Source organism: Alsobacter ponti (assembly GCF_024294805.1).
GTDB classification, from domain to species: domain Bacteria; phylum Pseudomonadota; class Alphaproteobacteria; order Rhizobiales; family Beijerinckiaceae; genus Alsobacter; species Alsobacter ponti.
The window spans coordinates 1-20,906 of record NZ_JANCLU010000029.1; the positions used below are offsets into that span (position 1 = coordinate 1).

The 20,906-nt window shown below is 72.4% G+C and carries 22 protein-coding genes and 1 riboswitch; of the genes, 8 read left to right on the forward strand and 14 right to left on the reverse strand.

The window, feature by feature from the left end; translation table 11 throughout:
- The 4 genes from NK718_RS20220 to NK718_RS20235 form a co-directional block, all read right to left on the reverse strand.
- A partial coding sequence (locus NK718_RS20220) for a ferredoxin-like domain-containing protein (protein ID WP_503827000.1) occupies positions 1–661 on the reverse strand: 661 nt, incomplete at its 3' end.
- Positions 658–4,017 carry a cobaltochelatase subunit CobN gene (cobN, locus tag NK718_RS20225; protein WP_254746100.1) on the reverse strand — a complete coding sequence of 1,120 codons (3,360 nt, stop codon included), beginning with the start codon at positions 4,015–4,017 and terminating at the stop codon, positions 658–660. The genes NK718_RS20220 and cobN, both read right to left, overlap by 4 nt.
- Before the next feature lie 13 nt (positions 4,018–4,030).
- Positions 4,031–5,086, reverse strand: a complete 1,056-nt coding sequence (cobW, locus tag NK718_RS20230) for a cobalamin biosynthesis protein CobW (RefSeq protein WP_254746102.1) — start codon at positions 5,084–5,086, stop codon at positions 4,031–4,033.
- On the reverse strand, positions 5,083–5,514 hold the full coding sequence (locus NK718_RS20235; RefSeq protein WP_254746104.1) for a DUF1636 family protein: 432 nt from the start codon (positions 5,512–5,514) through the stop codon (positions 5,083–5,085). The genes cobW and NK718_RS20235 overlap by 4 nt, the downstream gene beginning before the upstream one ends.
- A 114-nt stretch (positions 5,515–5,628) precedes the next feature.
- A riboswitch (cobalamin riboswitch) is annotated at positions 5,629–5,827 on the reverse strand.
- 42 nt (positions 5,828–5,869) lie between these two features.
- Between NK718_RS20235 and cobU the strand changes: the two genes are divergently transcribed.
- The 3 genes from cobU to NK718_RS20250 are packed head-to-tail and all read left to right on the forward strand — an operon-like array spanning position 5,870 to position 8,475.
- A complete protein-coding gene (gene cobU / locus NK718_RS20240; protein ID WP_254746106.1) occupies positions 5,870–6,382 on the forward strand; it encodes a bifunctional adenosylcobinamide kinase/adenosylcobinamide-phosphate guanylyltransferase in 513 nt (170 codons plus the stop codon).
- A gap of 3 nt (positions 6,383–6,385) precedes the next feature.
- The gene (gene cobO, locus NK718_RS20245; protein ID WP_254746108.1) at positions 6,386–7,006 is read left to right on the forward strand and encodes a cob(I)yrinic acid a,c-diamide adenosyltransferase; all 621 of its coding nucleotides are present in this window, start codon (positions 6,386–6,388) and stop codon (positions 7,004–7,006) included.
- 26 nt (positions 7,007–7,032) lie between these two features.
- Complete coding sequence (locus NK718_RS20250; RefSeq protein WP_254746190.1) at positions 7,033–8,475, forward strand: cobyric acid synthase; 1,443 nt, start codon at positions 7,033–7,035, stop codon at positions 8,473–8,475.
- A 3-nt stretch (positions 8,476–8,478) separates the two neighbouring features.
- On the opposite strand, the gene cbiB is transcribed toward NK718_RS20250, so the two are convergent.
- Complete coding sequence (gene cbiB, locus NK718_RS20255) at positions 8,479–9,453, reverse strand: adenosylcobinamide-phosphate synthase CbiB (protein WP_254746110.1); 975 nt, start codon at positions 9,451–9,453, stop codon at positions 8,479–8,481.
- Between cbiB and cobD the strand changes: the two genes are divergently transcribed.
- The 5 genes from cobD (at position 9,452) to NK718_RS20280 (ending at position 12,816) form a co-directional block, all read left to right on the forward strand.
- A complete protein-coding gene (cobD, locus tag NK718_RS20260; protein WP_254746112.1) occupies positions 9,452–10,495 on the forward strand; it encodes a threonine-phosphate decarboxylase CobD in 1,044 nt (347 codons plus the stop codon). The genes cbiB and cobD overlap by 2 nt on opposite strands.
- The gene (locus NK718_RS20265; protein WP_254746114.1) at positions 10,492–11,277 is read left to right on the forward strand and encodes a potassium channel family protein; all 786 of its coding nucleotides are present in this window, start codon (positions 10,492–10,494) and stop codon (positions 11,275–11,277) included. The genes cobD and NK718_RS20265 overlap by 4 nt, the downstream gene beginning before the upstream one ends.
- Positions 11,278–11,325: 48 nt before the next feature.
- Positions 11,326–11,646: an ArsR/SmtB family transcription factor gene (locus tag NK718_RS20270; protein ID WP_254746116.1), complete on the forward strand. Its 321-nt coding sequence runs from the start codon at positions 11,326–11,328 to the stop codon at positions 11,644–11,646.
- Positions 11,647–11,650: 4 nt separating this feature from the next.
- Complete coding sequence (locus tag NK718_RS20275; protein WP_254746118.1) at positions 11,651–12,322, forward strand: spermidine synthase family protein; 672 nt, start codon at positions 11,651–11,653, stop codon at positions 12,320–12,322.
- A gap of 254 nt (positions 12,323–12,576) precedes the next feature.
- Positions 12,577–12,816 (forward strand): DUF2188 domain-containing protein, encoded by a 240-nt coding sequence (locus NK718_RS20280; protein WP_254746120.1) that lies wholly within the window; start codon positions 12,577–12,579, stop codon positions 12,814–12,816.
- Between the two features lie 88 nt (positions 12,817–12,904).
- Here the strand turns inward: NK718_RS20280 and NK718_RS20285 are convergent, their stop codons facing one another.
- From NK718_RS20285 to NK718_RS20325, 9 genes are all read right to left on the reverse strand, one after another.
- Positions 12,905–13,042 carry a hypothetical protein gene (locus NK718_RS20285; protein ID WP_254746123.1) on the reverse strand — a complete coding sequence of 46 codons (138 nt, stop codon included), beginning with the start codon at positions 13,040–13,042 and terminating at the stop codon, positions 12,905–12,907.
- 283 nt (positions 13,043–13,325) lie between these two features.
- Positions 13,326–13,901 carry a c-type cytochrome gene (locus NK718_RS20290; protein WP_371877334.1) on the reverse strand — a complete coding sequence of 192 codons (576 nt, stop codon included), beginning with the start codon at positions 13,899–13,901 and terminating at the stop codon, positions 13,326–13,328.
- The gene (locus NK718_RS20295; protein WP_254746125.1) at positions 13,898–14,251 is read right to left on the reverse strand and encodes a hypothetical protein; all 354 of its coding nucleotides are present in this window, start codon (positions 14,249–14,251) and stop codon (positions 13,898–13,900) included. Before NK718_RS20295 ends, NK718_RS20290 begins: the two co-directional genes overlap by 4 nt.
- Positions 14,248–14,850, reverse strand: coding sequence for a cytochrome c oxidase subunit 3 (locus NK718_RS20300; RefSeq protein WP_254746127.1), 603 nt, complete (start codon positions 14,848–14,850; stop codon positions 14,248–14,250). The genes NK718_RS20295 and NK718_RS20300 overlap by 4 nt, the downstream gene beginning before the upstream one ends.
- Positions 14,850–16,769, reverse strand: a complete 1,920-nt coding sequence (gene ctaD / locus NK718_RS20305) for a cytochrome c oxidase subunit I (protein WP_371877335.1) — start codon at positions 16,767–16,769, stop codon at positions 14,850–14,852. Before ctaD ends, NK718_RS20300 begins: the two co-directional genes overlap by 1 nt.
- Complete coding sequence (gene coxB / locus NK718_RS20310) at positions 16,770–17,774, reverse strand: cytochrome c oxidase subunit II (protein WP_254746129.1); 1,005 nt, start codon at positions 17,772–17,774, stop codon at positions 16,770–16,772.
- Positions 17,771–18,328 (reverse strand): c-type cytochrome, encoded by a 558-nt coding sequence (locus tag NK718_RS20315; protein ID WP_254746131.1) that lies wholly within the window; start codon positions 18,326–18,328, stop codon positions 17,771–17,773. The genes coxB and NK718_RS20315 overlap by 4 nt, the downstream gene beginning before the upstream one ends.
- Complete coding sequence (locus tag NK718_RS20320; RefSeq protein ID WP_254746133.1) at positions 18,325–19,149, reverse strand: substrate-binding domain-containing protein; 825 nt, start codon at positions 19,147–19,149, stop codon at positions 18,325–18,327. Before NK718_RS20320 ends, NK718_RS20315 begins: the two co-directional genes overlap by 4 nt.
- Positions 19,130–20,899, reverse strand: coding sequence for a methanol/ethanol family PQQ-dependent dehydrogenase (locus NK718_RS20325; RefSeq protein WP_371877336.1), 1,770 nt, complete (start codon positions 20,897–20,899; stop codon positions 19,130–19,132). The genes NK718_RS20320 and NK718_RS20325 overlap by 20 nt, the downstream gene beginning before the upstream one ends.
- Positions 20,900–20,906 lie beyond the last annotated feature (7 nt).

The following is a 20,906-nucleotide window of genomic DNA, read 5'->3' on the forward strand; positions in this document are numbered from 1 at the left end:
GGCCCGCCGCGTCGGGGCCGGTCCCGCGCAGGGCCAGGAAGGCGGCGGCGATCCGCGCGGCGGCGTCGGGAAGGCCGGCCGGCGTGCAGAACCCGGCCGGCACGCCGCTCGCCGCGTCGCCGCCCAGGCGCACCCGGAAGCCGACTTCGCCGCTCCCGCCCAGCGCGGCTTCGAAGCGGACGTCGCAGGCCACGTCGTCCAGGCCGGGGCTGCCGCCATCGTCGACGAGGAAACCGAACTTGGGCGGCAGGCCGTCGAGCGTTTCAGCCGCCACGAGCGCGCGTTCCAGCGCCGCGACGAGGGGGCGGATGTCGATCAGCGCATCGGGGGCGATCCCGGCCAGCGGGCTGGCGATGACGTTGCGGCGCGCCTCGCCCGCCTCGTCGTCGTCGAGCACGTCGAGCTCGCGCAGCCGCTCCGTCAGCGGCCCGAGCGTCGCGTCGGTGACGCCGCGCAGCTGGAGGTTGGCGCGCGCGCTGAGGTCGACGAGCCTGTTGCCGTAGGTTCGGGCGCAGGACGCGACGGCGCGAGCGAGGGAGGCCGGCACGATTCCGGCGGTGATCCGCACGCGCACCAGCCAGCCGTCGCCCGTCAGCATCGGGCGCAGCGCGCCGGGGCACCAGCCCTTGCGCAGCGCGAGCGCGCGTTCGGCGGCGGTCATGGCTCCATCTCCATCATGGCGGACAGCGTGGCGGGCACGGAGTTGCGCCGGCAGCGCCACAGCCCGCGCCGGATCGCCTCGTCGAAGCGGCTCGCGATGGCGCAAGCCGCCCGCGGGTTGGCCTCGCCCAGGAAGGCGCGCACCGCCTCGTCGCCGCACGTCGCGTCGAACATCAGGTCGAACTGGCGGTCGTCGACCGCGTCCGCCAGCGCCGCCCAGGCAAACAGATTGTCGACGCTCTCCGCGATCTCGGCCGCGCCCCGGTGGCCGTGCCGCATCTGCCCGGCGATCCAGCGCGGATTGGCGGCCCGGCCGCGCAGCGCGCGGGCGACCTCCTCGCGCGCGGTGCGCGCCACGACGCGCCCGGCCCGGCTCGTGTCGGCGTGGTAGAGGGCCGGCGAGGCCCCGAGGCGCGCGGCGGCGGCGGCGAAACCGCCGGTGTGGTGGGCGAGCGCATCGGCGTCCAGCGCGTCCTGGCCCTCGAGGTCGCGCGCATGGACATAGGCGTCCGCGCCGGCGACCACGGCGTCGAACTGCTCGCGCGCCGCGACGCCCTCGGCGTCCTTGCCGTAGGCATGCGCGCCGGCGGCCAGATAGGCTTCGCCGAGATCGGCCCGGTTCTCCCACGCGCCGCTGGCGAGAGGGCCGGAGAGCCCGGCCCCGTAGGCCCCCGGCGCGGCTCCGAACACCCGGAAGGCGCGCTCCGGACTGGCGCGGCGCGCCTCAGCCAGCGGGTTCTCGCCGTCATCCTCGTCCAATGCCGCGACGGCCCGCGCCGCCTCGTCGAACAGCGCGATGGCGCCGGGAAACACGTCGCGGAACAGGCCCGAGACGTGCAGCGCCACGTCGACGCGGGGCCGCCCGAGGCTGGCGCAGGGTAGGATCTCGAAACCCGAGACGCGCGTGCTGGCGTGGTCCCAGACGGGGCGCGCGCCGATCAGCGCCAGCGCCTGCGCGAGGTCGTCGCCGCCGGTGCGCATCGTCGCGCTGCCCCACAGGTCGATGACGAGGCGGCGCGGCCAGTCGCCGTGGTCCTGCACATGCCGCGTCAGCACCTCGTCGGCGGCGCGGCGGCCGATCTCCCACGCCGTCCGGGTCGGTACGGCGCGCGGGTCGACGGTGTAGAGATTGCGGCCGGTGGGCAGCACGTCGACGCGCCCGCGCAACGGCGCGCCGGCGGGCCCCGGCGGCACGAAGCGCCCGTCGAGCGCGGCCAAAAGGCCGTCGCGCTCGGCCGCGGGGCAGGCGTCGAGCGCCCGCGCCGCCTCGGCCCGGGTCGCCGCGTCGCTCTCCGCCCAGGCGTCCAGCGCGCGCTCGCGCGCCTCCGCCGCGGCCGCGCGGCCGAAGATATGGAGGCCGTCGCCGATCCTCATCTCCTTGAGATCGCAGAGCCATGCGTCGAGTTTCTGCAACGCTGTCTCAGGATCGTCGCCGGCCGCGAGGCTGGCTTCGCCGGAAAGCCCCGTCTCCGTCGCGCGGTCGAGGATGGCGCGCGCCAGCAGCCGGGCGCGGCCGGGGTCCAACTCGGACGCGGCGGCGTATTCGTCGAACAGCGCCTCGACTTCGGCCGCCCCGCCATGCTGGCCGGCGGCGACCAGCGGCGGGCTGAGATGGCCGACCGTCACGGCCGCGATGCGCCGCTTGGCCTGCGCCGCCTCGCCGGGATTGTTGACGATGAAGGGATAGACGACCGGCGTCGGGCCGAGCACCGCCTCGGGCGCGCAGCTCTCGTCCAGCGCCACGGCCTTGCCCGGCAGCCATTCCAGCGTGCCGTGCGTGCCGCAATGAACGAGCGCGTGGATGGCCTCCACCCGCCGAAGCCACAAATAGAACGCCACGTAGGCGTGGCGGGGCGGCAGGTTGACGTCGTGATAGTCGCCCTTGCGGCTGTCGCGCCGGCCGCGATCCGGCTGCAGCGCGACGACGAGCCGGCCGGCCCGCGCGATCCGGAAGCGGAACGCGCCGTCCCGCAGCGCGTCGTCCTCGCCGGGCGCGCCCCAGGCCCCCAGCACGGAGGCGCGGAAGGCGGACGGCAATTCGTCGAACAGCGCCGCATAGGCGTCGAGGGCGAGCGCGCCGGCGGGCTCGCCGGTCTCCAGCGCGCGCATCAGGTCGACGGGCAGGTCGCCGACGTCGTAGCCCGCGTCGCGCAGGTCGGCGGCGATGGCCTTCACGCTCTCCGTCGTGTCGAGGCCGACGGCGTAGCCTGTGCGCCCGCCCTTGGCCGGATAGTCGGACAGCACGCAGGCGATCCGGCGGCCTGCCGCCGGCGTGCGGCGCAGGCGCGCCCAGGCGGCGGCGAGGTCGGCGACGGCGGCGACGCGCGACGGCGCGGGGCGGTGGCGCAGCAGCGTCGCCTCCAGCTCCGCGCTGCGCGGGGCCTCGGCCTTGAAGGAGATGGCGCGTCCGACGATGCGGCCGTCGAGTTCCGGCAGCACGACGTTCATGGCGAGGTCGGCGGCGGCAAGGCCGCGCGCGCTGACCCGCCACGCTTCCTCCCGCGCGCCGGCCAGAATGGCCTGGATGACAGGAGCGTCGGCCTCGTCGAGCACGCCGGGCGCGTCGCCGGCGCGGCCGGAGAAGGCGGTGGTGTTGAGGATGACGTCGGGCCGACGACGGGCGAGGAAGGCGGAGAGCGCGCCGGCGGCCTCGGGGTCCTTCAGGCTCGACACGTGCGCCGCGTCCACCGCGAAGCCGCGGGCCGACAGCGCGTCGGCCAGCGCCGCGACGGGCGCGGTGTCGGCGGCCATCAGCACGGAGCGGTAGAACACCACCAGCGCGCGCGGGGCATCCGGAGCGGCCGCGCGGCGGAACGCCTCGGCGAGGCCGAAGGCGGGCACGGCGACGGGCTCGCGCCAGGCGCGGCGACGGCCGAGCCGGTCGGCCAAAAAGGCGAGGCACTGGCGCAGATTGTCCGGGCCGCCCTCGTGGAACCAGCCCCACAGCCGGCGAAGATCCTCTTCCGGCAGCGTCGAGGCGGCGTCGAGGCGCGCGTCGGCCATGTGGTCCCCGGGCACCACGGCGAGATGGAACCCCTCGCGGCGCGCGGCGGCGGACAGCTCCTCCACCCCGTAGGGCCAATAATCCTTGCCGCCGAGCAGGCGCACCAGCACGAAGCGGGCGCGGGCGGCCACGTTGGCGACGTAGAGGTCGACGGAGTAGGGGTGGCGCAACTGCGCGAGGTTGGCGACGCGCAGGCTCGGCGCGTCGGGCCCGGCGTCTTCCCACGCGGCGGCGAACGCCGCGAGGTCGCTGTCGGTGAAGGACAGGAACACGATCTCGGCCGGAGACTGCCCGAGGTCGACCGCCTGGGCGGCCTGGTCGAGCGACAGCGTCTCCGTCCTGAGAAGGTGCATCGTCCCCGTCCGGTCAGGCGGCGAGAGCGGCTTCGATGGCGGCGCGGTCGAGGCCCTTTTCGCCGATCACCACCAGCCGGCCCCGGCGCGGCTCGCCCTGCGGCCAGGCGCGGTCGTATTGCTGGCGGAAGCGCTGGCCGACGCCCTGCACGAGCAGGCGCATCGGCTTCCCCGTCACCTCCACGAAGCCCTTCATGCGCAGCACGTCGTGCGCGGCCGCCACCTCGGCGAGGCGGGCGACCAGAGCGGCAGGGTCCGCCACCGGCGGCAGGTCGACGACGAAGCTGTCGAAGTCGTCGTGGTCGTGGCCCTCCTCGGCGTCGTGGTGCGAGGGGCGCTGGCCGAGGTCGTCCTCGGCGGCCGCCTGGATGCCGAGCATGACGGATGCGTCGACCTTGCCCTCGCGCGCCTCGACTACCTTCACGGCGCGCGGAATGGCCTGGCGGATGTCGCCGGCGACGCGCGACAGGGCGTCGGCGTCCACGAGGTCGGCCTTGTTGAGGATGACGAGGTCCGCGCACAGCAACTGGTCCTCGTAGACCTCCTCCAGCGGGTTGTCGTGGTCGACCGCCGCGTCCTCCTCGCGCTGGGCGGCGAGGCGCTCCGGATCGTCGGCGAAGCGGCCGTCGGCGACGGCGGCGGCGTCGACGACCGCCAGCACGCCGTCGACGGTCAGGCGCGAGCGGATCGGCGGCCAGTCGAACGCCTTGACCAGGGGCTTCGGCAGAGCGAGCCCGGAGGTCTCGACGATGATGTGGTCGGGCCGCGCCGGCCGCGACAGCAGCGCCTCGATGGCGGGGATGAAGTCGTCCGCCACGGTGCAGCACAGGCACCCGTTGGCCAGCTCGACGATGTTGTCCTCCGGGCAGCTCTCGACGCCGCAGCTCTTGAGGATCTCGCCGTCGACCCCGACGTCGCCGAACTCGTTGATGATGAGCGCGAGGCGGCGTCCGCCGGCGTTCTCCAGGATGTGGCGGATCAGCGTCGTCTTGCCCGCCCCGAGGAAGCCGGTGACGATGGTGACGGGGGTCTTCTCCAGGGGAGCCCTGGCGGGGGTGGACACGGTCATTCGGCGGCCTCCGGAAGCGACGGGGATGGAATTGCGGGAGCGAGCGGCGGCACGCGGGAGATGACGCCCTTCTTGAGCGCGTCCGGGCGCTGCCGCCACGGAATCAGCCCGTCGGGGGCGGCGGCGTAGAGCGCGGCGCCGTTCAGGATCGTCTCGGCCCCGGCATCGGGGTCGGCGTCGGCGTAGACATAGGTCCACTTCCCCGGCGCGGCGAAGCCGAACGTCACCGGGCGCCGGCACACGCTCAGGCACTCGACGGGCACGATGTCGACGGGGGCTGACGTTTCAGCGGCGAGCGCAGCGACGGCGCGGTGGAGGCGCGCCCCGGCGCAATCCTCGCGCGGGCGGTCCGCCTCGTCGGCGCGCTTGCAGGTGACGCACACGTGGATCGTGGTGCGGGTCGAGGTCGGGTCGGCGGCGTTGCCCATGTCACCCTTCGGCCGCCTGACGCGGCGAATGGGGGCGCACTCGGGGCGGAACGCTCCGCCATCCAGACCGGCCCTCGCGGCCGGCGCCGGACACCTCGGGGCACCCCGCCCGAAGCCTCGGTCATGGACGCGGCAGGTCTCCTGGCTCGCGGATCGGCGTCTCGCGCGGCCTTCCCGGGCCGTGGCCCAGTGGCGTGCTTGCGCGAGACTACCCGCTCACAGTTGCGGGGGCAGCCGCGGATTTGCCGTCGCCGGCGCACCGCATTCCCTCTTCACCCTCGAAGACGAGGGACCGACGTCCGGTTCAGTGATAGACGTGGCCGTCCGTTCAAGTCAATCGAACCGATCGGGGACCATGGATCCACTCCCGCGCCTCACGCTCGTGCTCGGCGGCGCGCGCTCGGGCAAGAGCCGCCACGCCGAGTCGCTGGTGGCCGCGCTGCCGCCGCCCTGGCTCTATGTCGCGACGGCGCAGGCCTTCGACGACGAGATGCGCGAGCGCATCGCGCTGCACCGCGCGCGGCGCGGCGAGGGGTGGGAGACGGTCGAGGCGCCGCTGGACCTGCCCGCCGCGCTCGACGCCGCGGCCGGCCGGCCGGTGCTGGTCGACTGCCTGACGCTGTGGCTCACCAACCTGCTGCTGGCCGAACGCGACACGGCCTCCGCCGCCGACGAACTGGCGCGCGCGCTGGAGCGCGCCGGCGCGCCCGTCGTGCTGGTGTCCAGCGAGGTGGGCCTGGGCATCGTACCCGAGAACGCGCTGGCGCGGCGTTTCCGCGACGAGGTGGGGCGGCTGCACCAGGCGCTTGCGGCGCGGGCCGGGCGCGTGCTCTTCATGGTCGCCGGCCTCCCCCTCACCGTGAAGTGACCCATGCCCGAGCCCAGCGACACCGACATCGAACGCCGCCACAAGGAGAAGATGGCCAAGCGCAAGGCCGTGCAGGACGCCGAGGTGGCGGGCAAGACCATCGCCGAGAAGGGCCTGCTGATGGTCCACACCGGCCCCGGCAAGGGGAAGTCGACGGCGGCGTTCGGGCTGATCCTGCGCGCGCTCGGCTATGACTGGCCGGTCGGCGTGGTGCAGTTCATCAAGGGCGCGTGGCAGACCGGCGAGCGCCGCGCGCTCGAGCGGTTCCCGGACCTCGTGCGCTGGCACACGATGGGCGAGGGCTTCACCTGGGAGACGCAGGACCGCGCCCGCGACGTCGCGGCGGCCCAGGCGGCGTGGGCCAAGGCCCGCGAACTGATGGACGATCCGGCCATCCGCCTCCTCGTGCTCGACGAGCTCAACATCGCGCTGCGCTACGACTACCTGCCGCTCGACGAGGTGGTCGCGGCGCTGAAGGCCCGCCGGCCGGGCCTGCACGTCGTCGTCACCGGGCGCAACGCCAAGCCCGAGCTGATCGAGGCGGCCGACCTCGTCACCGAGATGACGCTGGTGAAGCACCACTTCGCCGCTGGCGTGAAGGCGCAGCAGGGCGTGGAGTTCTGATGTCCGGGCGGCGCGCCAGGGCCCTGATGGTCCAGGGCACGGGGTCGGACGTCGGCAAGTCGCTGATCGTCGCCGGGCTGTGCCGCGCCTTCGCGCGGCGCGGGCTGGCGGTGCGCCCGTTCAAGCCGCAGAACATGTCCAACAACGCCGCCGTCACCGCCGACGGCGGGGAGATCGGCCGCGCCCAGGCGCTGCAGGCGCGCGCCTGCGGCGTCGCCCCCAGCGTCCACATGAACCCGGTGCTGCTGAAGCCTCAGAGCGAGATCGGCTCGCAGGTCGTGGTGCAGGGGCGGGTGCAGGGCAACGCCAAGGCGCGCGAGTACCAGGCCTGGAAGCCGCGCCTGATGGACGCCGTGCTGGAGAGCTTCGGCCTGCTGCGCGGGCTGGCGGACCTCGTGCTGGTGGAAGGGGCGGGCAGCGCCGCCGAGGTCAATTTGCGCGCCAACGACATCGCCAACATGGGCTTCGCCCGCGCCTCCGGCACGCCGGTGGTGCTGCTCGGCGACATCGACCGGGGCGGCGTCATCGCGCAGATCGTCGGCACGCGGGCGGTGCTCGACCCCGACGACGCGGCGATGGTGCGCGGCTTCATCGTCAACCGTTTCCGGGGCGATCCGACGCTGTTCGAGGCCGGCATGCGGCTGATCGAGGAGCGCACGGGCTGGCCGGGGCTCGGGCTGGTGCCGTTCTTCGCGCCCGCCGCCCACCTGCCGGCCGAGGACGCGGTGGCTCTGGACCGACGCGAGCGCGCCGCCGACGCCCCGGTGCGCGTGGTCGTGCCGCTGCTGCCGCGCATCTCCAATTTCGACGACCTCGATCCGCTCAAGGCCGAGCCCGGCGTCAGCCTGCTGATGCTGCGCCGGGGCGAGCCGATCCCGGGCGACGCCGACGTGGTGATCCTGCCCGGCTCGAAGGCCACGATCGCCGACCTCGCGGCGCTGCGCGAGGCCGGCTGGGACATCGACATCGCCGCCCATGTGCGGCGCGGGGGACGAGTGCTCGGCCTGTGCGGCGGCTACCAGATGCTGGGCGAGCGCATCGACGACCCGCACGGCATCGAGGGCCCGGCCGGGGCCTGCGCCGGGCTCGGCCATCTGCGGGTGGAGACGCTGCTGACCTCGGCCAAGCGGCTGGAGGAGGTCTCGGGCGCGGACCTCGCCGAAGGCGCGCCGTTCGCGGGCTACGAGATGCACGTCGGCGAGACGCGCGGTCCCGACCGCGCCCGCCCGGTGCTGCGCTTCGCCGACGGGCGGGAGGACGGCGCGTCCTCGGCCGACGGGCGCGTGCGCGGCGTCTACGTCCACGGCCTGTTCAACGACGACCGGCAGCGGGCCGCGTGGCTGCGCTGGATGGGGGCGGAGCCGTCCGCCTTCGCCTACGAAGCCCAGGTGGAGGCGACGCTCGACGCGCTGGCCGCGCATCTGGAGACTCACGTCGACCTCGACCGGCTGCTCGGTCTGGCCGGCTGAACTTCAGAGAGCGGCGAGCGCGAGCGCCACGGCAGCCAGCGCCCCCAGCTGGAAGACGCAGGCGGCCCGATAGAGGCGCAAAGCGCGGGCGATGTCCGCCGCGTTGGCGTCGCGTCGCCCGTCGCCCATGAAGGCGTCCTCCACCCGCGCGTCGCCATAGATGCGCGGCCCGGCGAGGCTGAGGCCGAGCGCGCCGGCCATGGCGGCCTCGGGCCACCCGGCGTTGGGCGATCGGTGGCGTCGCGCATCGCGAAACACCGCCCGGAGCGCGTCGCGCGGCGAGGCGTCCGGCGTGACGGTCGCCGCCAGCACAATCCACACCGCGGCGAGCCGGGAAGCCGGAAGGTTTATCAGGTCGTCGATGCGCGCCGCCGCCCAGCCGAACGCCAGATGGCGCGGCGAACGGTGGCCGATCATGCTGTCGGCGGTGTTGGCGGCCTTGTACAGCGCGCCGCCGGGCAGGCCGAGAACCGCCGTCCAGAACACAGGCGCGACGACGCCGTCGGCGAAGTTCTCCGCCAGGCTTTCAATGGCGGCGCGCGAAACGCCCGCCTCGTCGAGCACCGCCGTGTTGCGGCCGACGATCATGGACACGGCGCGGCGGCCCTCTTGCAGGCCCTGGCCGAGGGCGTCGGCGACGGCGCGGACATGCTCGTCGAGGCTGCGCTGCGCCGGCAGGCTGGCGGCGACGACAGCGAGGGCGATGAGGCCCGCCGCGCCGACGGCGAGCGCCCACTGGATCGCGAACGCCACGAGTCCCGTGACGCCGAGCAGGAGCGCGAGCGCCAGCACGCCGGCCGCGCGGCGCGCCGAGAAATCCATCGTCTCGCGGTTCAACGCCCGGTCGAGCCATCCCACCAGCGCGCCCATCCAGGTGACCGGGTGGCCGATGGCGCGGTATAGGGCGGGAGGATAGCCGAACGCGGCCTCGATCAGCGCGGCCGCGAGCGCCAGGACGACGGTGGTATCCGGGGGCATGGGCACGGTGACTGTGACGACTCTCGCGGGCGACAGCCTGCTTTACCACGGCGGCGACCTGGCGGAAGCGCGGCGGCGCTTCCCGGGGGCGCCGGAGCCGTGGCTGGACCTCTCGACCGGAATCAACGCCGTCCCGTATCCCGTTGGCGAGCTTGCCGAAAGCGCCTGGACCCGCCTGCCGGACGCCGACGCGGTGCGCCGTCTGGAGGCGGCGGCGGCCTCGGCCTATGGCGCGCCGGACGCGGGCCTCGTCGTCGCCGCGCCTGGCACCCAGGCCCTGATCCAGATCCTGCCGCGCGTCCACGCCGCGCGACGCGTCGCGATCCTCGGCTTCACCTATGGCGAGCACGCCGCCGCCTGGCGCGCCGCCGGCGCGGAGGTCGCGACCGTCGAGCGGGTCGAGGATCTGATCGACGCCGACGCGGCGGTGATCGTCACTCCCAACAACCCCGACGGGCGCGTCGTCGGGGCGGGCGACCTGGCCGTGCTGGCCGGCGCGCTCGGCGCACGCGGCGGGCTGCTGGTGGTCGACGAGGCCTTCGCCGACATCGCGCCGGGGGTGGCGAACCTCGCGCCGCAACTGCCGCCGGGCGCGGTGGTGCTGCGCTCTTTCGGCAAGACCTACGGGCTGGCCGGCCTGCGGCTCGGCTTCGCTGTCGCCCGCGAGCCTTTGGGGAGCCGGCTGCGCGCCGCGCTCGGACCCTGGGCGGTGTCCGGCCCGGCGCTGGAGATTGGCGCGCGGGCGCTGGCGGACCGCGACTGGCTCGCCGCGACGGCGCGGCGGCTGGCCGGGGACGTGGCGCGGCTCGATGGGCTGCTGGAGCGGGCGGGGCTCGCCATCGTCGGCGGCACGCCGTTGTTCCGGCTGGCTTCGCACTCGCGCGCGTTCGCCCTTTTCGAGGCGCTTGGCCGCCAGGGCGTGCTGACGCGGCCGTTCGCCGCGCGACCGCACTGGCTGCGCTTCGGCCTGCCGGGCGGAGACGAGGCGTGGCGGCTGTTAGAAGAGCGGCTGGCCGGGGCGGCGCGCGAGGTGGGGCCATGAAAGGCCGCACGCTGCGCCAAAGGGCGGCCGTCGAGCTGCATCGTCTTTATTGGGGACGCAGCGAGGACGCCCAGCGGTTCCGCTACGGGCTGCTGGCCCTCGATATCGTCACGGTGCTGTTCATCGTCGTCACGTCCTTCCTGCCGCCGGCCGGCTGGATAGAAGTGCTCGACGTGGTGTTCGGCGTGGCGTTGCTGGCGGAGGTCGTGGGCCGGATCGCGGCGAGCCCGCGCCCGTGGCGCGAGGCGCTGACGCCTCTGACGCTCGTGGATTATGTCGCGGTGATCTCGTTCCTCGCGCCCATCGTCGGGGAGGGGGCGGGGTTCCTGCGCGTGCTGCGGACCTTGCGCCTGCTGCACTCGTACCGGACGCTGGCGCGGCTGCGGACGGACAGCGAGTTCTTCCGCCGCTACGAGGAGGTGATCATCGCCGCGGTCAACCTCGGCGTGTTCATCTTCATCATGACGGCGGTGGTGTTCCAGACGCAGCACTGGACCAATCCGAGCATCGCGAACTACGCCGACGCTCTCTATTTCACCGTGACGGCGCTGACGACGACCGGCTTCGGCGACATCACGTTGCCGGGCACCACCGGACGGATGATCTCGGTGGTCATCATGATCTGCGGCGTCACCCTGTTCCTGCGTCTCGCGCAGGTGCTGTTTCGTCCTGCCAAGGTCCGCTATCCTTGCCCGGCGTGCGGGCTCCAGCGCCATGAGCCCGACGCCGTCCACTGCAAGGCGTGCGGCACGTTGCTCAACATCCCGGACGAGGGGGACTGACCCGGCTCTCTCGAAGCGTTTGAATCCGGCTCGGAAATGCGCCAAAGCATGGCGATGCAACCGCAAATCGATCCCGCCAGGCTCAGCGCCGCCGCCGACGAGGCCAGCGAATTCCTGAAGTCGCTCGCCAGCCCCGTGCGGCTGCGCCTGCTGTGCATGATCGTGGGCGGGGAGGCCTCGGTCGGCGAACTGGCCGAGGCGCTCGGCGTGCGGCAGAGCGTCGCCTCGCAGCACCTCGCCCTTCTGCGCAAGGACGGGCTCGTCAAGACCCGCCGCGAGGGACAGACGGTCTGGTACGGGCTGGCCGACGACAAGGTGATCCGCGTCATCGAGGTGCTGCAGGCCGCCTTCTGCCCGGCGGAGGGCTGAGCGGGTGATCCCCTGGGTTCACCTCGACACCGCGCCGATCCCCGGCGGCGGCGAATTGCGGCTGTTCCGGCGCGGGGCGGAGTTCTCGATCCGGCTCGGCGCCAACGAGCTGATGAACAGCCGGCTCAGCGGCTCCGAGGAGGCGCTGGCGACGCTCACGTGCGACAGGCTCGCCGGCCGCAAGCGCGCGCGCCTGCTGATCGGCGGGCTCGGCATGGGCTTCACGCTGCGCGCGGCCCTGGCTTGCGCGCCAGCCGACGCCGCTTTGGTCGTGGCGGAACTCCTGCCCGAGGTGGTGGCGTGGGCGCGCGGGCCGATGGCGGAGCTGTTCGCGGGCAGCCTCGACGATCCGCGCGTGAGCGTGCGCGAGCAGGACGTCGCCGCCGTCATCGCGAGCGGCACGGCCGCGTTCGACGCCATCCTGCTGGATGTCGACAACGGGCCGGACGGCCTGACGAGGCCGCAGAACGACGCGCTCTACAATGCTGCGGGGCTGGCCGCCGCGCGGGCGGCCTTGCGGCCGGGCGGCATTCTGGCGGTCTGGTCCGCCGACCCGGACGACGGCTTCACGCGCCGGCTGCGCCAGGCGGGATTTTCGGTCGAGGAGGTCGCCGTCAAGGCGCACCGGGGCCGGTCCGGCCGCCGGCACGTCATCTGGCTGGCACAACGTCCCTGAGCCCGAAGTTGGCGGAGCTTGCGAACACGCGTAGGAATGACGCCGCGCGGGGCGTTTCGTGGTAGTTTTCATGCTGCCGCGCCGAGGCGCGATCGTGGGCGGCCGGTCAAGGATGCGGTTCCGCTTCCGCTGCGCCGCCGGGCGACGGGTGGACGGAGCCCGCAGCCGTTGGATGAGTCCAGAAGCCGGGCCCGGAACGCGCCGGGCGCGGCTTCGTTGACGTTCCCGAGACCTTCGCACCCCGGGGGAGCCGCATGTCGGACGTCGTCTATGAAATCGTGCCCCACGATGGGGGCTGGGCCTACAGCTTGGGCGGGGCCTATTCCGAAACTTTCGCCAGCCGCGAGCAGGCCATCGAAGCGGCCCATCTGGCCGCCCAGGAGCAGCGCGCGCCGGGCGAGCCGGCGGTGATTTCCTACCAGGACGCGGACGGACGCTGGCGCGAGGAACGCGCGCGCGGCGGAGATCGCCCGCATCCCGTGGTGCGGGAATAGCGGTCCGGCTCCGCGACCGGCGGTTGGACGGCCTAGCCGGGCCTTTTCTCGATCAGCTTAGGGCGGCGGCGCGCGGTCGCGCCCCGCATCAGAACGAGACGGCGCGCTGGAACGCGGCGGCGAGGCCTGACATCGTGCTTGCGAGACAGAAGGCGAGCACAGCCGCCGTGGAGACGAGCACGAGACAGAGCACGCATTTCTCGCGCAACTCGACATCGTACCTCATCGGCGCTTCCCGAACCGGGCGCATGGCGAAATGTCCTTTCGATAACCGCCCCGGGGCTTGCCCCGGCGGGTCCGCGCGTCGGCTCGGGGGCGACCTCTCGGCGGCTCAGAAATCGATGCTTCAAAAACGATCTTCCAATGCGCCCAAAATAGCCGGATCGCAGAACAGGCGCTACGAACTCCAGGTTGTATTTGGCGTGTTCTCGCTGTACGCTGGCGGTTGACTTGGTATTTACTATTCCACGTCAGGCCCGGCGGGGTTTGGCCTTGGAGGAGGGACGCGGTTACTGAAGCGTATAGAGGTAGGCCGCGACGTCGCGGGCCTCGTCCGCGCGGATGCCGGTGCGAGGCATCGCCGTCCTGGGGGAGAGGGATGGCGGGTCGACGATCCAGGCCACGAGATTGGCCGGGCTGTTGATCGCGACGCCGGCGAAATAGGCGCGACCGGCGATGCCGCCCAGCGGCGGGCCGACCCGTCCGTCGGCGCCGCGCACGCCGGGCACGGTGTGGCAGCCGGCGCAGCCGTAGCGGCGGATCAGCTCCGGCGCGCGATCCGGGTCGCCGCCGGTGAGGCGGACCGCCGCCTGCCGGGCGCGGGAGGGCTCGAGAATTCCGTAGAACACGGCCGTCGCCGCGCCGCAGGCGAGCACAGCCAGCATCAGGGCGATCAGCTTGGCCTGGCCGCTCATCAGGCGGGGGCGGCGCTCGGGCGCGGCGGGCGTGTCCATTGGATCGGCCATCGCGGCGCGCCGAGGGGCGGGGCGGCGGGGGCGGCGGAAGGCGAGGGCGGTCAGCGCCGCGCCCACGGCGAGCGCGGCGCCGCCGATCAGGCGATCGCGAAAGGCCGGGCCGCCGATCATCGCTCGCACCCCGTCATCATCAGCCCCGCCGCCCCCTGCGTCAGGATCACCAGCGCGAACAGCACGGACACCAGCGCGCCCGCCATGGCGGCGAAGCGGGTCGGCCGCCCGGCGCGGGCCGAGCCCGGCGGGTCGTCGTCCCCGGCGGCCGGCATGGCGCGCCAGGACAGCCACGCCCCGGCCAGCGCCGCCAGCACGGCGACCGCCGCCAGCGCCGGCACGGCGGGCCATTTGTGCGCGCACATCCACGGCGTCACGGCGTAGGACGCCTGCGTGTGCGCCAGCCACGCGACGGGCCCGACGAACAGGCCGGCGCTCGGCCACCCTCTCTCGCTGCGGGGCGCGCTCATGCCAGCCTCGGAGCCCAGTAGAGCAGCCCGTAAATGGGCAGCCACGACGCCACGACGAAGTTCCAGTAGAAGGCGTTGTCGGAGACGTCGCTGTAGCGCTTGCCGACCACGTGGCCGGTGAACATCAGCGCCGTCAGCACCCAGGTGTCCGCCGCGTCGGTGACGAGGTGCAGCGTGTGCAGGCCGAGCAGCAGCCAGACGATCGACCCGTAGGCGTTGACGTCCCAGCGCACCATCAGGGCCGGGAACTCGGCCGCCCGCAGCGCCATCAGCGCCAGCGGGATCAGGCTCATCACCACCATCCAGAGCCGCACGGCGCGCAGGTCCTGCCGCCGCGCGGCGCGCTGGACGAGCCAGTTGGGCACGGCGCTCGCCACCAGCAGCACGGTGAACAGGCTCGACCAGGTGAGCGCCGGCGGCGGCGCGCTCAGCGGCCATTGCGGGTTCAGCCAGGCCAGATAGAGGTAGGCCCCCGCGGCGATCGCGAACCCGGTTCCCTCGAGCGCGCAGAAGCCGAGCGTCCCCCACCACATGGTCGAGCGCGGCCCAAAGGCGAAATCGGGCAGCGACGAGACGTCGAGGACGGGGCGCTGGCGCATCAATAATCCTCCGGGTCGCCCTTGGGCCAGAACCACGCGATCAGCGCGGCGCCGACGGGCACGCCGCCCCACAGCACCGCCCACGGCGTGAAGATCGACCCGATGAAGGCGATGGCGGTGAGGATCGCGGAGATCAGCGGCCAGATGGACGGCGTGGGCGCGGTCTCGCGGATGTCGGGCGTGGCGTCGGTGGCGGTGGTGACGAGCACCTCGCGCACGCCGACGCGCAGGCCGGTCGCCACGGGCAGCGCGTCGCGCTCGGCCCACAGCGGCTCGCGATGGGTGACGACCGGGATGCGGTCGAAGTTCTGCGGGGCGGGAGGCGAGGTCGTCGCCCATTCGAGCGTGCCGGCGTCCCACGGGTTCGGGCCGGCGACAGCCCCGTTGCGCAAGCTCGCGACCACGTTCCACAGCAGCATGACGAACGACACGAAGAAGATCGCCGCGCCGACGCTGGACAGCATGTTGAGCGGCCCCCAGCCCATCTCCGGCTGGTAGGTGTAGACGCGCCGCGGCATGCCCATCAGCCCCAGGATGTGCATGGGGAAGAAGGCGAGGTTGAAGCCGACGAAGGCCGTCGCCGCGTGCCAGCGGCCGAGCCTCTCGTCGAGCAGCCGGCCGGTGAACTTCGGAAACCAGTAGTAGACCGCGCCCAGCAGCGGGAACACCGCGCCGCCGATCAGCACGTAGTGGAAATGCGCCACCACGAAGTAGGTGTCGTGAACCTGCGTATCGAGCGGCACCGAAGCCAGCATCACCCCGGTGACGCCGCCCGCGACGAAGTTGATGAGGAAGCCCAGCACGAACAGCAGCGCCGTGGTGTAGACCGGCCGTCCGCTCCACAGCGTGGCGATCCAGCAGAAGATCTGCAGCCCGCTCGGGATGGCGATGAGCATGCTCGACGCGGTGAACAGGCTCGAGCCGAGCTGCGGCACGCCGGTCGCGAACATGTGGTGGACCCAAAGCCCGAACGCCAGGAAGGCGGTCGCCACCAAAGCCGCCACCATGCCGACATAGAAGAAGATGGGCCGCCGGCTGAACGTCACCACGATCGACGACACGAACCCCGTCGCCGGCAGGAAGATGATGTAGACCTCGGGGTGGCCGAAGAACCAGAACAAATGCTGCCACAGCAGGGCGTCGCCGCCTTCCGCGTGGTTGAAGAAATGCGTGCCGACGAGCCGGTCCATGATCAGCATCGTCGAGGCGATCATCACCGCCGGCATGGCGAACAGCACGGCGAATGCGGTGACGAGCTGCGACCACACCGCGAGCGGTATGCGGTCGAGCGTCATTCCCGGCGCGCGCAGCTTCAGCACCGTAACGATGATCTCCACCGACACCGCCAGCGCGGCGACCTCGGTGAAGGTGATCATCTGCGCCCACAAATCGACCCGCTTGCCTGGCGAGTTTTCCGGGCCGGAGAGGGGCACGTAGGCGAACCAGCCGGTGTCGGCCCCGGCGTTCAGCGCGAACGCCACCCAGATCATCAGCCCGCCGAACAGATAGACGTAGTAGCTGAACGCGTTGAGGCGCGGGAAGGCGATGTTGCGCGTGCCCACCATCAGCGGCACGAGGTAGACGGCGAAGGCCTCCATCACCGGCACGGCGAACAGGAACATCATCGTCGTGCCGTGCATGGTGAAGAGCTGGTCGTAGAGGTCGGGGCCGACGACGCGGCTCTCGGGGCGCGCCAGCTGCACGCGCATGACGACGGCGGCGAGCCCGGCCAGGCACAGGAACATGAAGGCGGTGACGATGTAGCGCCGCCCGATGATCTTGTGGTCGACGGCGGTGAGCGCCCCCATGAGGCCCGGCCGCGTGCCCCAGGTGTCGGCGAGCATGCGCGACAGGGTCTTCGCGTCGAGTCCGGTGTCGGTCAGCTCCTCGATGGCGTGGCGGCGCGGAGGGACGTTCATCTATTTCAGCCCCTCGAGATAGGCGAGCAGCGGGTGAAGCTCGTGCGGTTCGAGCTTGATCGACGGCATGTGGACGCCCGGCTTCACGCCGGGGGCGTCGACGACCCACGCCGCGAGGTTGCCGCGCGTCAGCGGCAGCATGCCGGCCCCGAGCATGCGGCGGCTGGCGAGGTGGGTCAGGTCCGGGCCGGCCACGGCGCCCGCCGACGTGCCGCGCACGGTGTGGCAGGTCATGCAGGGGTTGGACAGGAAGACGCGCTGGCCTTCCTTCTGCTCGTCGGTGGAGGGCGGCGCGGCGGAGGCGAGCTGGGCGTCGCGCCACGCCTCGAACTCCTCGCGCGGATGGGCGACGACGAGAAGGCTCATATGCGCGTGCTGCCAGCCGCAGAATTCGGCGCACTGGCCGCGATAGACGCCGGGCCGGTCCGCCTGCAGCCGCACGAGGTTCTGGCGTCCGGGGATCAGGTCCTGCTTGCCGAGCAGCGACGGCACCCAGAACGAGTGGATCACGTCGGACGCCTCGAGCTTGATGCGGACCGGCTCGCCGACCGGAATGTGGATCTCGTTGGCCGTGCTGAAGACGCGGGAGGGGGCGGGGTCCTCGTAGCGCACGTCCCACCAGAACTGGTGGCCGGTCAGCAGGATGGTGATCCGTCCCTCGTGGGTGGAGAACAGCTCCTTCTGCGTCGCGTAGCTGTAGCCGGTCAGCGCCAGGATCACGACGAGGGTCAGCGCGACGCATCCCCCGACGGCATAGCCCATGGCGCGCTCGCGATCAGGCGCGCGCGACAGCGGATCGGGCGGCTCGGCGCGTCGACGCAGCAGTGCGGCCGCCAGCGCCACCGCGACGAGGACCCACACCGCCACGGCGACGCCGGTGAACACCCAGATGATGTCGGCGAGCGAGCGGGCCTGCGGGCCCTGCGGGTCGAGCGCGGATTGCCAGCCCTGGCATCCGGCGAGCGCCAGCGGCAGCACACAGGCGACGCCGGCGCGCGGCCTCATTGGGGGGCCTCCCCGGACGGGGGAACGGTACCGCCCTGGACGCCGGTGACGGCCGGCTGGCGGCTCTCGGCCGGGCGCGGATGCATGTCGTCGTCACGCGACGGCGCGACGTCCTGCGGCACGGCGCGCGACATCGACAGCACGTAGGCGGCGAGCTGCCAGATCTGCTCGTCCGGCAGCTTGCCCCTGAACGAGGGCATGCCGTTCGGCCGACCCTCCCGGATCGTCTGGACGACGTTCTCGATCCGGCCGCCATAGATCCAGGTGTCGTCCATCAGCGGCACGCCCATGCCGCCGCCGCCATTGGCGTGGCAGCCGTTGCAGTTCATCTGCTTGAACAGCTTCTTGCCTTCGCTCTGGTGATAGGCGTTGCCGGTGTACTCCTCGCCGCGTCCGGTCCGGACCTCGATGGGGCCGGAGTCGCCGGGAGACAGCGACGTGAGCGCGATCTTCTCGCGGCTCTCGTCGGCCATCGGATCGCCGCGCAGCGCGCGCTCCTCGCGCTGGCACGCGGCCAGCGACAGCAGCACGAGGGCGATCGCGAGCGTCCTCATGGCCGCGCTCCGGCGACGGCGCCCGCGTCGACGCGCGGCACGCCGTAGCTGGCGAGCACCGCGTCGATGTCGGCGCGGCGGCGGTCGAGCGCGCCCTGGATGTCGTCGCGCAAGCTCTTGTCGGCCGGCCGGACGCCCATCGCGATGTCGAACCGCATCGGCGGCAGCGGCGGCGTCGCGGCCGGATCGACGGGCGTCACGACGAGCTTCGCCGGTTCGCGGGTGGCGAAATAGCCGGCCATCGGCCCCCACGCCACCGCCACGTCGATGTCGCGCGACGCGACCGCGTCCACGATGCGGGCCGGCGGGTTCGGCTGGCGGTAGTCGCCGTAGAGATTGTAGCCGCGCACGTTGGCGACGACGCCGCGCGCCGCCAGCGCGTGGGCGGGAGGGGTGTTCCAGCCGTCGTCGCCGACGAGCTGGACGCCGACCAGCCGCGTGCGCAGGCCCGGGTCGTCGAAGCTCGACACCACCGGTTCGCCCGCCCGCGTCACGAACACGTAGGTGGAGCTGTAGTAGGGCCGGGTGGTCGCCATGCCGGGGACGCCGACCGCCGCGCCCGGCACAAGGTCGCACAGGCCGGCCTTCAGCGTGTTACGCACGTAGCCGCGCCGCTGCGCCCACCAGACGAACGAGACCTCCGCGCCGATCTCGTCCGCCACGATGCGGGCGATGCGGTTCTCGAAACCCTCTCCCCGGTCGTTCGAGAAGGGCAGGTTGTTGGGGTCGGCGCACACACGCAGCTCGCGAGCCGACGCCACCGAGGTCAGAGCCACGACCGCCAGCGCGCCGAGCGCCGCCCTACGGAAGGCGAAACACATAGAGCGTGCCTCCTTTGGTGGTGGCGTTCTTCAGCTCCCGCATGGCGTTGACGAAACCCATCGCCGCCGTGCCGTCGCGCGGGTCGAGGTCGCCGGCGACGATGGCGCCGGCCCAGCCGCCCACCCCGGCGAGGATCGCGACGTATTGCTTGCCGTCCGGGCCCTTGTAGGTGGTGGGCTGGCCGATGATCCCGGAATCCGCCTTGAACTGCCAAAGCAGCGCGCCGCTGCGCGCGTCGACCGCTTTGAACCAGCCCTGCATGTTGCCGTAGAAGACGAGGTCGCCGGCGGTGGCGAGCGTGCCGCCCCACACCGGGAACTGCTCGTTGACGGTCCACGCCTCCTTGCCGTTCACGATGTCCCAGGCGGAGAGCTCGCCCATGTGACCGTCGCCTGGCGCGGGGAACATGCGCGCTTCGGCGCCGATATAGGGCGTTCCGGCGATGTAGCTGACCTGCGAGTTCTCCCAGTCCATGCAGAGATTGTTGTGGGGGATGTAGAGCAGGCCGGTCTTGTGGGAGAAGGACGACGGGCTCCAGTCCTTCGCGCCCGGCGCGGTGGGGCAGATGTCGCGCACCACCTTGTCGAGCACGGGCGCCTTTGAGCTGTCGTCCATCAGCCGTCCGGTCTTGAGGTCGACGCCGTGATGCGTGTTCACCGGGTGGTAGAAGCTGGCCGACAGCACCTCGCCGCTGGTGCGGTCGATGAGATAGACGAGGCCGTTGCGGTCGGGATGGACGAGCGCCTTGCGTGTCTGGCCCTTCCACTCCACGTCGACCAGCACGCTTTCGTTGATGCCGTCCCAGTCGAACAGGTCGTGCGGCGTCGTCTGGTAGAACCACCGCGCCTCGCCCGTGTCGGCGTCGCGGGCGAAGATGCCGGCCGTCCACTTGTTGTCGCCCGGCCGCTGCATCGAGTTCCACGGCCCCGGATTGCCGGTGCCGTAGTAGATGAGGTTCAGGTCGGGGTCGTAGCTGGTGAAGCCCCACGTCGTTCCGCCGCCCTGCTTCCAGGCGTCGGGGGGCCAGGTGGACACGCCGAGGTCCTTGCCCTTGTCGCTGTCGTAGAACGGCTTGAAGTTCGGGCCGATCTTCACGTCGCTGTCGGGGCCCGTGCTGTAGGCCTTCCAGACGCTGCGCCCGGTGGCCGCGTCGAGCGCCTGCAGCCAGCCGCGCACGCCGAATTCGCCGCCCGAGATGCCGACGATGACCTTGTCCTTCACCACCAGCGGGGCGGCCGTCATCGTCTCGCCGAGGTTGATGTCGCCGAGCTTGACCTTCCAGGCCTCCTTGCCCGTTTCGGCGTCGACCGCCACCGCGTGATCGTCGAGCGTCGTGAAAAAGACGCGGCCCTGGCCGAAGGTCGGGCCGCGATTGACCACGTCGCAGCAGGCGACCCCCTGCGATGCCGCCTCGGGCTTGGGCTTGTAGCTCCACTTCAGCGGCGCGCCGGGCTTGGTGAGGTCCAGCGCGTAAAGGATGTTGGGATAGGGCGAGAGCACGTACATCGTGCCGCCCACCACCAGCGGCGACGCTTCCTGGCCCCGGTTGACGCCGGTGGAGAAGGTGAAGGCGACCTGCAGGTTCTTGACGTTGTCCGCGTTGATCTCAGCCAGCTCGCTATAGCGGGTTGAGGCGAAGTTGCGGGCCGGAGTCGTCCACTGGCCGTCGTCCTGCCCGGTGGCGAACGCCGGAGCCTTGGCTGGCGGTGTCTGGGCGTGGAGCGCGACGGGACAGAGCAAGATCGCGATGGCGGCG